The organism is Citrobacter sp. MGH110, from assembly GCF_001037515.1.
In the GTDB taxonomy this organism is placed as follows: Bacteria; Pseudomonadota; Gammaproteobacteria; order Enterobacterales; family Enterobacteriaceae; genus Citrobacter; species Citrobacter portucalensis.
On record NZ_KQ089833.1, the window covers coordinates 12,227 to 24,346 of the forward strand.

The 12,120-nt window shown below is 52.1% G+C and carries 9 protein-coding genes; 4 read left to right on the top strand and 5 right to left on the bottom strand.

What is annotated here, in order from left to right; genetic code table 11:
* Window positions 1-9: 9 nt before the first annotated feature.
* A complete protein-coding gene (argC, locus tag SK38_RS22140; protein ID WP_008787057.1) occupies window positions 10-1,014 on the bottom strand; it encodes an N-acetyl-gamma-glutamyl-phosphate reductase in 1,005 nt (334 codons plus the stop codon).
* Between the two features lie 155 nt (window positions 1,015-1,169).
* On the opposite strand from argC, the gene argE reads away from it, so the two are divergent.
* From argE to SK38_RS22160, 4 genes are all read left to right on the top strand, one after another.
* Complete coding sequence (gene argE, locus SK38_RS22145; protein WP_003825137.1) at window positions 1,170-2,321, top strand: acetylornithine deacetylase; 1,152 nt, start codon at window positions 1,170-1,172, stop codon at window positions 2,319-2,321.
* Window positions 2,322-2,590: 269 nt separating this feature from the next.
* Entirely contained in the window at window positions 2,591-5,242 is a 2,652-nt protein-coding gene (gene ppc, locus SK38_RS22150; protein WP_048237072.1) for a phosphoenolpyruvate carboxylase, read from the top strand.
* Window positions 5,243-5,453: 211 nt separating this feature from the next.
* On the top strand, window positions 5,454-7,187 hold the full coding sequence (locus SK38_RS22155) for a phosphoethanolamine transferase CptA (RefSeq protein WP_048237073.1): 1,734 nt from the start codon (window positions 5,454-5,456) through the stop codon (window positions 7,185-7,187).
* Between the two features lie 151 nt (window positions 7,188-7,338).
* Window positions 7,339-8,199, top strand: coding sequence for a helix-turn-helix transcriptional regulator (locus SK38_RS22160; RefSeq protein ID WP_008787053.1), 861 nt, complete (start codon window positions 7,339-7,341; stop codon window positions 8,197-8,199).
* Here SK38_RS22160 and SK38_RS22165 read toward each other — a convergent pair.
* The 4 genes from SK38_RS22165 to SK38_RS22180 all read right to left on the bottom strand — a co-directional run bounded on the left by SK38_RS22165 (window position 8,186) and on the right by SK38_RS22180 (window position 12,107).
* Entirely contained in the window at window positions 8,186-8,542 is a 357-nt protein-coding gene (locus SK38_RS22165) for a PTS fructose-like transporter subunit IIB (protein WP_008787052.1), read from the bottom strand. The two genes, SK38_RS22160 and SK38_RS22165, sit on opposite strands and share 14 nt — an antisense overlap.
* Before the next feature lies 1 nt (window position 8,543).
* Window positions 8,544-9,422, bottom strand: a complete 879-nt coding sequence (locus SK38_RS22170) for a [formate-C-acetyltransferase]-activating enzyme (RefSeq protein ID WP_008787051.1) — start codon at window positions 9,420-9,422, stop codon at window positions 8,544-8,546.
* Window positions 9,388-11,685, bottom strand: a complete 2,298-nt coding sequence (locus SK38_RS22175; protein ID WP_048237074.1) for a formate C-acetyltransferase — start codon at window positions 11,683-11,685, stop codon at window positions 9,388-9,390. Before SK38_RS22175 ends, SK38_RS22170 begins: the two co-directional genes overlap by 35 nt.
* 101 nt (window positions 11,686-11,786) lie before the next feature.
* The gene (locus SK38_RS22180) at window positions 11,787-12,107 is read right to left on the bottom strand and encodes a PTS fructose-like transporter subunit IIB (RefSeq protein ID WP_003825151.1); all 321 of its coding nucleotides are present in this window, start codon (window positions 12,105-12,107) and stop codon (window positions 11,787-11,789) included.
* Window positions 12,108-12,120 lie beyond the last annotated feature (13 nt).

Here is a 12,120-nt window from a genome sequence, read left to right on the forward strand (position 1 = left end):
GTTGCACCCTTAAATAAGAGACTGCGTTTGGGCAAAGCCAAAACGAATATTTGCGCACTGCATCGCCTGTGACGCCGCGCCTTTCAATAAGTTGTCTTCCGTCGCCACAACGATCAAATGCTCACCCTGCACAGCAAACCCGATATCACAGAATGGTAATCCAACCACATTCTTCAACGCTGGAACCCCTTTGTCATACAGACGCACCAACGGTTTATCGCCATACGCCTGTTGCAGCGTCTGAGCCACCTGAGCATGAGTTACGCCCGCTTTAAGGCGGCAAGTGATAGTTTCCAGAATTCCGCGCGGGAAGTTGCCCAGATGTGGGGTGAAAATCACTTCAGCCCCCAAATGAGTGGCGATTTCCGGCTGGTGACGATGGGTAAACACGCCATACGGTTGCAGGCTTACTTCGCAAAAACTATTAGAGATAGCCGCTTTACGGCCCGCGCCGCTCACGCCGCTGGTCGCATTAATTACCGGCCACTGGCTGAGATCCAACAGCCCGGCATCAATCAGTGGTTTCAGCGAAAGCTGCGCCGCCGTCGGGTAACAACCCGGCACAGCAATCAGATTCGCTTCTTTCAGCTGGTCTTCGTTCCATTCCGCCAGCCCGTAAACTGCCTGCTCCAGCAGATCGGGATGCTGATGGGTAAAACCATAATATTTTTCATAGAACGCGCCGTCATTTACGCGAAACGCGCCAGAGAGGTCAAACACCACGCAACCGGCCTGCAAAAACTGCGGAGCCAGGTCATGACTTACCTCATGAGCCGTTGCGAGGAACACAACATCCACCCCTGCGCTAAACTCGCTGATATCTGACATTGGCTGCAACGGTAAATCGACAATGCCTTTCAACTGCGGATGCAAATCGGAGATTAATTTTCCTGCATCATTGCTTTGCGCTGAGACGGTCAAAGCGGTTATGGTCATATCAGGATGGCGATTTACATAGGTCACAAGCTCTGCGCCGGCATAGCCACTGGCGCCCACAATCAGCGTATTCAACATCGGGGCTGCTCACCTTCTTAGATTCTGTTGCCAGGTATAAGCCTTTATCACCTCACCTTACACTTGGTGGGTTTTATTACGCTCAACGTTAATGTATTTTTATTCACAAATACTGCATGAATATTGATACTATCATGACCCGAGGTGTGTCAACAATGAAAAACAATTTACCGCCATTTATCGAGATTTACCGCGCTCTGATTGCCACGCCATCGATTAGCGCTACCGAAGAAGCGCTCGATCAAAGCAATGCAGGTTTAATCACTCTGTTGGCGGGCTGGTTTAAAGATTTAGGCTTCAATGTGGAGGTCCAGCCGGTTCCCGATACGCGAAATAAATTCAATATGCTGGCGAGCATTGGACAGGGCGCTGGTGGTCTGTTGTTGGCGGGCCATACCGATACCGTACCCTTTGACGACGGACGCTGGACGCGCGATCCGTTCACCCTGACCGAGCATGACAATAAGCTCTATGGTTTGGGTACGGCGGACATGAAAGGCTTCTTCGCCTTTATCCTCGACGCGTTGCGTGATGTCGACGTCACGAAGCTGAAAAAGCCCCTCTACATTCTGGCCACTGCTGACGAAGAGACCAGCATGGCGGGAGCTCGCTACTTTTCTGAAACCACTGCTCTGCGCCCAGACTGCGCGATTATTGGCGAACCCACTTCACTGCAACCGGTTCGCGCACACAAAGGTCATATCTCTAATGCGATACGCATTCTGGGACAATCGGGTCATTCAAGCGATCCGGCACGTGGCGTTAATGCGATTGAACTGATGCATGATGCCATCGGCCATATCATGCATCTGCGCGATGACCTGAAAGCGCGCTATCACCATGATGCCTTTACCGTTCCGTATCCAACGTTAAATTTGGGCCACATCCACGGCGGCGACGCCGCCAACCGAATCTGCGCCTGCTGCGAACTGCATATGGATATTCGCCCGCTACCGGGTATGACGCTAAACGATCTCAATGGGTTACTTAACGAAGCGCTGGCCCCTGTCAGCGAACGCTGGCCGGGTCGCCTGACCATATCGGAACTGCATCCACCGATTCCAGGCTATGAGTGTCCACCTGACCATCAACTGGTAGAGGTGGTTGAGAAACTGCTGGGCGCACAGACTGAAGTGGTGAACTACTGCACCGAAGCGCCATTTATCCAGACGCTTTGCCCGACGCTGGTATTGGGTCCAGGTTCTATTAATCAGGCGCATCAGCCGGATGAATATCTGGAAACACGCTTTATTAAGCCAACTCGCGAATTAATCACCCAGGTTGTGCATCATTTCTGCTGGCATTAACTGCTTATCACCCCGCTAATCCTTTAGTGGTAAGCGGGGTGATTTTTTAACATTTCCATAAGCAACGCTTATTTGATTGGATGTGAATTAAATAACGTAAATTCACGGCATTTATTCGTTTGCTGAACCGATTTCGCAGCAATTGACGTCACGTGTTTTACGTGGCTTTATAAAAGACGGCTAAAAAGTTAAGTCCGCAAGATTTCGCGTGATAGTCAGGCGTGAAAGATACAGGACATATTCAAAATAGATGGGGTGTCTGGGTTAATATGAACGAACAATATTCCGCGTTGCGTAGTAATGTCAGTATGCTCGGCAAAGTGCTGGGAGAGACCATCAAGGATGCGCTGGGAGAGAACATTCTTGATCGCGTAGAAACAATTCGTAAGCTGTCCAAATCATCTCGCGCTGGCAATGAAGTTAATCGCCAGGAATTGCTCACCACACTGCAAAATCTGTCTAACGACGAGCTGCTGCCGGTTGCCCGCGCATTTAGCCAGTTCCTGAACCTGGCCAACACCGCCGAGCAATACCACAGCATTTCGCCAAAAGGCGAAGCAGCCAGCAACCCGGAAGTGATTGCTCGCACTCTGCGTAAACTGAAAGAGCAGCCCAACCTCAATGACGCCACCATCAAGAAAGCCGTAGAATCACTCTCTCTGGAGCTGGTACTCACCGCCCACCCGACCGAGATCACTCGTCGTACGCTGATCCATAAAATGGGTGAAGTGAATGCCTGCCTCAAGCAGCTTGATAACAAAGACCTCGTCGATTATGAACGCAACCAACTGATGCGCCGTCTGCGTCAGCTCATTGCCCAGTCCTGGCATACGGATGAGATCCGCAAGCTGCGCCCAAGCCCGGTTGATGAAGCCAAATGGGGTTTCGCGGTAGTTGAAAACAGCCTGTGGGAAGGTGTACCGAACTACCTGCGCGAGCTGAATGAACAACTGGAAGAGCATCTGGGTTATAAGCTGCCGGTTGATTTTGTCCCGGTTCGATTTACTTCCTGGATGGGCGGTGACCGTGATGGTAACCCGAACGTAACGGCAGATATCACCCGTCACGTGCTGCTGCTCAGCCGCTGGAAAGCAACAGATCTGTTCCTGAAAGACATCCAGTTTCTGATTTCTGAGCTTTCAATGGTGGATGCCACGCCGGAGCTGATGGCGCTGGTAGGCGAAGAAGGCGCAGCTGAACCTTATCGCTATCTGATGAAAACCTTGCGTTCTCGTCTGATGGCAACTCAGGCCTGGCTTGAAGCCCGTCTGAAAGGCGAGAAATTGCCGAAACCTGCGGGACTGCTCACCCAAAACGAACAGCTTTGGGACCCGCTATACGCGTGCTACCAGTCTCTGCAGGCCTGTGGCATGGGTATTATCGCCAATGGCGAATTGCTCGACACCCTTAGGCGCGTGAAGTGTTTCGGTGTGCCGCTGGTGCGTATTGATATTCGTCAGGAAAGCACCCGTCATACTGAAGCCCTGGGCGAACTGACCCGTTATCTGGGCATTGGCGACTACGAAAACTGGTCGGAAGCGGATAAACAGGCTTTCCTGATCCGCGAACTGAATTCCAAGCGTCCGCTCCTGCCGCGTAACTGGGAACCGAGCAACGACACCCGTGAAGTGCTCGACACCTGTCGGGTCATTGCCGAAGCCCCATATGGCTCCATTGCCGCCTATGTTATCTCGATGGCGAAAACTCCGTCGGATGTGCTGGCCGTGCATCTGCTGCTGAAAGAAGCCGGAATTGGTTTTGCTATGCCGGTCGCTCCGCTATTTGAAACGCTGGACGACCTCAACAATGCCGATGACGTCATGTCTCAACTTTTAAATATCGACTGGTACCGCGGCTTTATTCAGGGCAAACAGATGGTCATGATTGGCTATTCTGATTCCGCAAAAGACGCGGGCGTGATGGCGGCCTCCTGGGCGCAATACCAGGCTCAGGACGCGCTAATCAAAACCTGCGAAAAAGCCGGTATCGAACTGACGCTGTTCCACGGTCGCGGTGGTTCCATTGGTCGCGGCGGCGCGCCTGCACATGCGGCGCTACTCTCTCAACCGCCGGGCAGCCTGAAAGGCGGTCTGCGCGTGACAGAACAAGGGGAGATGATCCGCTTTAAGTACGGCCTGCCGGAAGTGACCATCAGCAGCCTGTCGCTGTATACCGGAGCAATTCTGGAGGCCAACCTGTTACCACCGCCAGAACCGAAAGATAGCTGGCGTCATATCATGGATGAGCTTTCCGATATTTCCTGCGAGCTCTATCGTGGATATGTGCGTGAAAACAAAGACTTCGTCCCTTATTTCCGCTCAGCGACACCGGAGCAGGAACTGGGTAAACTCCCGCTCGGTTCACGTCCGGCAAAACGCCGTCCGACCGGCGGGGTAGAGTCTCTGCGCGCCATTCCGTGGATCTTCGCCTGGACGCAGAACCGCCTGATGCTCCCGGCCTGGTTGGGTGCAGGTACCGCGCTGCAAAAAGTGGTTGAAGACGGCAAGCAAAGCGAACTGGAAGCCATGTGCCGCGACTGGCCATTCTTCTCCACACGCCTTGGCATGCTGGAAATGGTTTTCGCGAAAGCAGACCTGTGGCTGGCAGAGTATTACGATCAGCGCCTGGTCAAAAAAGATCTGTGGCCGCTGGGTGCAGAGCTACGCCAACGCCTGGCAGCAGATATCGATGTCGTACTGGCGATTGCCAACGACTCGCATTTGATGGCCGACCTGCCGTGGATTGCCGAGTCCATTCAGTTAAGGAATGTTTATACTGACCCACTGAACGTCTTACAGGCAGAGCTGTTACACCGCTCACGCCAGGCAGAAGAACAGGGCAATGCACCGGACCCACGCGTGGAACAAGCATTGATGGTCACAATCGCTGGTGTCGCCGCTGGTATGCGTAATACTGGCTAACGTCCCTCCCCCCGTCGCCTTCGTGCTATTGTACGAAGGCGACAGCAAAAACCACTGTTACAACCACTTCATTTTCAATATATTTCCCCTCGAACATATTCACCACGTGAATATAACAACGGCAAAACACGATCCTAAGATCGTGATGCTTCAGTTCCTCTTAATGTTTAGGTGCTAATCTTGGCGCTACAATTAAAGACAGGCTCATACTATGCAATCCTTACAACTCCAGTCTAAACCCGTATTTAGCTGGAAAGCCCTGGGTTGGGCGCTCCTCTATTTTTGGTTCTTTTCTTCGTTACTGCAGGCCGTTATCTATTTTAGCGGCTACAGCGGATCTACCGGTTTACGCGACTCCTTGCTGTTTAGCTCGCTGTGGTTGATTCCGGTATTCTTATTTCCAAACCGTATCCGCATTATTGCTGCCGTGATAGGCGTGGTGTTATGGGCGGCCTCGCTGGCTGCTCTGAGCTATTACGTCATCTACGGGCAAGAGTTCTCGCAAAGCGTTCTGTACGTAATGTTTGAAACCAATGCGAACGAAGCCAGCGAATATCTGAGCCAATATTTCAGCCTGAAGATTGTCTTAATTGCGCTGGCCTATACAGCTGTGGCAATTCTGCTATGGACACGTCTGCGTCCTGTGCATATTCCATCACCCTGGCGCTATCTGGTGTCGTTTGCACTGTTATACGGATTGATTCTGCATCCGATGACAGTGAACACGTTTATCAAACATAAGCCGTTTGAAAAAACGTTGGATGGTCTCGCCTCACGCATGGAGCCTGCCGCACCGTGGCAGTTCATCTCCGGGTATTATCAGTATCGTCAGCAGTTAACCGCGCTGAACAGCCTGCTGAATGAGAACAATGCCCTGCCGCCATTGGCCAACTTTAAAGACAGCTCAGGTGACGCGCCGCGTACGCTGGTACTGGTGATTGGCGAGTCAACGCAACGTGGCCGCATGAGCCTGTACGGTTACCCACGCGAAACAACGCCTGAACTGGATGCGCTGCATAAATCCGATCCTAACTTCACCGTGTTCAATAATGTCGTGACCTCACGTCCGTACACCATTGAAATCCTGCAGCAGGCGCTGACCTTTGCCAACGAGAAGAACCCAGATCTGTATCTGACTCAGCCGTCCCTGATGAACATGATGAAACAGGCAGGTTATAAAACCTTCTGGATCACCAATCAGCAGACGATGACCGCCCGCAACACCATGCTGACGGTGTTCTCTAAGCAGACGGATAAACAGTTCTATATGAACCAGCAGCGTACCCAAAGTGCGCGCGAATATGACAGCAACGTGCTGGCGCCATTTAAAGAAGTACTGGCTGACCCTGCACCGAAAAAGTTCATCATCGTTCACCTGCTGGGTACGCATATTAAGTACAAATTCCGATACCCGGATGGTCAGGGTAAGTTCGACAATAATATCGACAATGTGCCCGCTGGCCTGAGTAACGATGAGCTGGAAGCTTACAACGATTACGACAGCGCGAATGTCTACAATGACCATATCATTGCCAGTCTGATCAAAGACTATAAAGCGACCGATCCGAACGGCTTCCTGCTGTACTTCTCCGATCATGGGGAAGAGGTATACGATACGCCGCCGCATAAAACGCAGGGTCGTAATGAAGACAACCCAACGCGTCATATGTATACGGTGCCGTTCCTGCTGTGGACCTCGGAAAAATGGCAGGCTGCACACCCGCGTGACTTCTCACAGGATGTGAATCGTAAATACAGCAGCTCAGAGCTTATCCACACCTGGTCTGATTTAGCGGGCTTCACCTATGATGGTTTCGATCCAACTCGTGCCATTACCAGCCCGCAGTTCAAAGAGACGACCCGCTGGATTGGCAACCCGTACAAAAAGAATGCCCTGATTGATTACGATACCCTTCCTTACGGCGATCAAATCGGTAATCAGTAACAGTCTGCCGGATGCGCTACGCTTATCCGGCCTACAGCTCGCAAAGACTTGTAGGCCGGATAAGGCATTAGCCGCCATCCGGCAATAATCACTTGAGGGCGATTGTTTTCAACGTTACTGTTTCCCTGTCTGCTGCCTGCAAGGGATTAACATGTATCACGACATCAGCCACCTGCTCTCTCGCCTGATCAACGGCCCCACACCGCTGCGGCAGATTTACTTTGCCAGCACCAGTAGCTCAACGCCGGAACTGGCGTATCAGGTCGATTTTCCCCGACTGGAGATTGTACTGGAAGGTGAATTCACCGATAACGGTGTTGCTGGTGCATCCGCGACGTTACAGCCTTGCGATGCCTTGTTCGTTCCGGCTGGTGGCTGGAACTTTCCACAGTGGCTCACACCGGTGACCACACTCAGTATCTTATTTGGCAAACAGCAACTGGGTTTTAGCATCGTTCAGTGGGACGGTAAGCAATATCAAAACCTTACCCGCCAGCACGTCGCGCGGCGTGGACCGCGTATTGGCTCATTCCTGCTGCAAACGCTCAATGAAATGCAGATGCAGCCGCAGGAGCAGCAAACCGCCAGGCTAATCGTTGCAAGCTTACTGAGCCACTGCCGCGATCTGCTCGGCAGCCAGATCCAAACCGCATCACGCAGCCAGGCGCTTTTCGAAGCCATTCGCAACTATATTGACGAACGCTACGCTTCACCGCTCACCCGAGAATCCGTCGCGCAGGCGTTCTACATCTCACCCAATTATCTTTCCCACCTTTTTCAAAAAACGGGCGCTATCGGTTTTAACGAATACCTGAACCACACGCGACTAGAACACGCAAAAACGCTGTTGAAGGGTTACGAATTGAAGATTAAAGAGGTGGCGCACATTTGTGGGTTTGTTGACAGCAACTACTTCTGCCGCCTGTTTCGCAAAAATACCGAACGTTCACCATCAGAATACCGTCGGCAGTACCACAGCCAATTGACGGAGAAAGAAGCTAATCCAGAGTAAGATGTGTGTGCTGTGGTGCTGAAAGCAGCTTTCGCACGGCGCTCATCACCCGCTGCGGCTCACGCAGAAATGCGCTAATGCCCGACTGAACGTATCGGCTCTGCGTAAAACGCTCCGCTCCTGCCAGTTCAATATCAGTAATGAGCAACACCACATCAGCGCGGTTAATATCCTCTTCCGTCAGGCGATTTTCAGTTCCCAATGCCCCTTGAGTTTCGATCTTGATGCTCCATTTTTCCTGCTGGCAGAGTTTCTCCAGCCGCTCAGCTGCCATATAGGTATGGGCTACGCCGCTTACGCACGCGGTGACAGCAACCAGATATCGTACAGGTGCGATGGTCATACTATCCTCCTACTGTTACCTGAAATCCGGCGCATTCTGCCATCTTACGTATAATATCCACCTCTTGCGCTGTCGGTACGGGCACTTCTTTCATCAACCAGGGCAAACCGAGCAGGCTGTATTTGGGCTCGCCATATTGATGAAACGGTAGCAGGTGTACCTGTTTTATGCCTAGTGATGACAACATCGTCAACACATGCTGCGTGTTATCTGAATTCATCGTAAAGCCCGGAATCAGCGGCAGGCGAGGTATGACATTAACCCCTTCCTTCACCAATAGCCGTAAATTCGCCAGTACACGCGGTAGGTTCATGTTGATAACCTCACGAGCCAGATCTCCATCCATTATTTTGAGGTCGAACAACACCTCATCACACTCTTTTGCCAGCGATAACAAGCGACCGGCCGGCGCATCGCCAGCCGTTTCAATTGCACAGCGCACATCCCAGCGCCGCAGACGTTGCAGGAACCGTGTGGCAAAGGGCGCTTGCATCAGCACTTCACCGCCGGAAAGCGTTACCCCCCCACCAGAAGAGCGAAAGAAAATATCATCTTTCATCACTTCACGTTCCAGATCGTCCAGCGTGATATCACGACCAATACGTTCAAATGCCCCAGAGGGACACTCGTCGGCATCACGCAGACAGGGTGTACAGTGCAGACATTTACTCTCCCGCCGTACCGTTTCAATACGTGGTGAGAGTGATTCCGGGTTAGCACACCAAGGGCAGGTATGCGGACAGCCTTTAAAAAAGACGACCGTACGAATACCCTGCCCATCATTCAGTGAGTAACGCTGAATGTTGAATATACGCGCGACGTCCTCGCCTCGTGGGTCAATTACCTCACAGTTGATGCGCGGTGCGGCGAATGATGTCATCCTGGATCTCCTTCGACAACTCGACAAAGAAGGCGCTGTAACCCGCCACACGCACCACCAGCCCGGTGAAATCCTGCGGGCGCTGCTGCGCTTCGCGCAATGTGTCGGCATTCACCACGTTAAACTGGATATGCTGGAGTTTGAGCTGGGTAAATGCCCGCAGAAAATCCGCCAGCTTGCGTAAACCGGCCTCACCTTCCAGTGTGGCTGGCGTAAACTTCACGTTCAGCAACGTCCCATTGGAAAGCAGTGTGTTATCCAGCTTGCTGACCGACTTCAATACCGCCGTCGGTCCTTGCATATCCTGTCCCAGCATCGGCGACAGCCCCCCATCTGCCAGTTGCTCCCCGGCGAAGCGGCCATCCGGTGTTGCCCCAACGACCGAACCCAGCGGCACGTGCGCAGAGACGGTATACGAACCCGGCGTAAATTGCCCGCCGCGCGGATTCTGGTATTTTTCTACCTCTTTGCAGTAATGACGTAGCAGTTCGGCGCTGATGTTATCTACATCATCGATATCGTTGCCGTATTTTTCGAAGCGATTGATCAGCCTGGCGCGAACTTTCTCGCCTTCCGGGGTAGCAAAGTTATCTTTTAGCACCGACAAAAGTTCATCAAAAGATAAGCGCTGTTGTTCGAATACCAGCCCATTGAGTGCATGCAGCGAATCGCTCAGGTTTGCAATACCGATCCCCTGTACGCCGGAGAAGTTATAACGCGCGCCGCCGTCGGTAATATCGCACCCTTTATCCAGACAGTCGCTAATAAACGAGGAGAGCAGCGGCACCGGTGCCCAGTCGCGGTGACCGATATCGCAGATATTACTGCCCTCCACCATCAACGTGATGTAGTGGCTGATTTTGGCACGAATATGCGCCAGGAGATCGTCGTACGTCAGAGTGCGGTTGCCTTCGTTCTCATGCAGACAAATTTCCATCACTTTCAGCAGATTAAACATAGCGATATCGTGCAAACCGTATGTTCTGCCTGGAATAGACAGCTCGACACAGCCTACTACCGCGTAATCCCGCGCATCTTCCAGCGAAACACCGCGATTCAGAAACGCGGGCACCACCACTTCATCGTTAAAGATTTGCGGGATGCCGGTACCAAGACGGATAGTCTGTGCTGTTTTCATCAGGAACGGTGTATCGATCAACGCATTCGTGCGCACACCGAGGTTTGGTTGTGGTAGCTGTACGTTCTGATACGCATCAAGACAGAGGAAAGACAATACATTTACCGCACTACGACCATTCTCCGTCAATCCCCCCAGTAGCGCGGTGTAGCCTGTTGGGAAGCCAGCGAAATAGCGCGCGCTGCTGGTGGATCGCAGCAGTACGATGTCATTACATTTCACCCACAGGGATTCGAGGATCTCTTGTAAGAATGCCGGGTCTTCCCCCTGCGTCAGCGAGGCCTGATAAAACGGCAGCATATACTGGTCGAAGCGTCCGAGTGAAAGAGAACTGGCGTTGGATTCATATTGCAAAATAATGTTCATGTACCAGAACAGCTGACATGCCTGCCAGAAAGTTTGCGGCTTGCTTTGGGCGTTATGCCGAGAGTTTTCAGCAATCGTCAGTAATTCCTGGCGTCGCTGCGCATCCGGGCAGCTTTCCGCCATCTTCTCTGCCAACATAGCGTAACGCAGAATATGTTTTTGCGAAGCCTCAAGCAGTAGCAGCGCAGCCTGATAAAAGTGATTCTCCGGCTGCTGCAGACAATGCGCTCGCATCTGCGCTACCAGTTCGCCAAGCCCATGATTCAACAGGCGTGGATAATCAATAATGATATGTCCCTGACCTTTGTCAGTCTGGTTAATGCTAAAAATCTGGGTGCTGACGGCGGCTTTAACCTCATCGGTCATCTGACCGTTGATGAAATCTTTCATCGACCGCTTTTCCCAGTACGGATACAGCACATCGCGATAGAGATGTTTATCCTCTTCGCTGATGTCAAAACGGTCCTGCGGACGGGTTGGAAACTGCTCCAGCTCTTTAAGCAGCCAGTAAGGATCCATTTCCGGTGACATAATGCCCGCACGCGGTTTAACAGTACGGTTTCCGGCAATCAGTTCCTCATCACGAATCGAAATCTCAACGTGCTCAAGAATATATGCGGTGGCTTTCGCCCGACGCAGAATAACCGGCTCTCCCTCCGTCTGCTGGTGGCTGGCGGTATATAACAGTGCACGTTCAAGCGAAATTTCACGGTTGTTCTGAAACAGAGCGGTTTTTAAACGTTGGATACGGTTCGTCATGAGGAACTCCTGCGGGAATAGTTGCCTGATGGCGCTACGCTTATCAGGCCTACGCATCTGTAGGCCGGATAAGGCGAAGCCGCCATCCGGCAAACAAACGGTTAAGCGGTTTGCGCAAGGTGCGCGCCAATCTTGTTCATGATGGCGTCGGCACGTTTCACTGCATCGCTGATGTTGACGCGAACGATAGTTTTGCCCGCAAAACGTTCTTCAAATTTAATACCAATGTCCTTGGTCAGAATGACCATGTCGGCTTCCGCCACATCCGCCGCGGTCAGTTCGTTTTCCAGACCGATCGAACCCTGAGTCTCAACCTTTACTTGCCAACCTTTAGCTTTAGCGGCGCTTTCCAGCGCTTCGGCTGCCATATAGGTGTGGGCAACGCCAGAAGGACATGCGGTTACTGCGATAATCTTGGTCATGACTCATTCCTCA

Bases quoted from the DNA above. Each gene is read 5' to 3' on its own strand.
- argC (WP_008787057.1), bottom strand. From the start codon at position 1,014: ATGTTGAATACGCTGATTGTGGGCGCCAGTGGCTATGCCGGCGCAGAG.
- argE (WP_003825137.1), top strand. From the start codon at position 1,170: ATGAAAAACAATTTACCGCCATTTATCGAGATTTACCGCGCTCTGATT.
- ppc (WP_048237072.1), top strand. From the start codon at position 2,591: ATGAACGAACAATATTCCGCGTTGCGTAGTAATGTCAGTATGCTCGGC.
- SK38_RS22155 (WP_048237073.1), top strand. From the start codon at position 5,454: ATGCAATCCTTACAACTCCAGTCTAAACCCGTATTTAGCTGGAAAGCC.
- SK38_RS22160 (WP_008787053.1), top strand. From the start codon at position 7,339: ATGTATCACGACATCAGCCACCTGCTCTCTCGCCTGATCAACGGCCCC.
- SK38_RS22165 (WP_008787052.1), bottom strand. From the start codon at position 8,542: ATGACCATCGCACCTGTACGATATCTGGTTGCTGTCACCGCGTGCGTA.
- SK38_RS22170 (WP_008787051.1), bottom strand. From the start codon at position 9,422: ATGACATCATTCGCCGCACCGCGCATCAACTGTGAGGTAATTGACCCA.
- SK38_RS22175 (WP_048237074.1), bottom strand. From the start codon at position 11,685: ATGACGAACCGTATCCAACGTTTAAAAACCGCTCTGTTTCAGAACAAC.
- SK38_RS22180 (WP_003825151.1), bottom strand. From the start codon at position 12,107: ATGACCAAGATTATCGCAGTAACCGCATGTCCTTCTGGCGTTGCCCAC.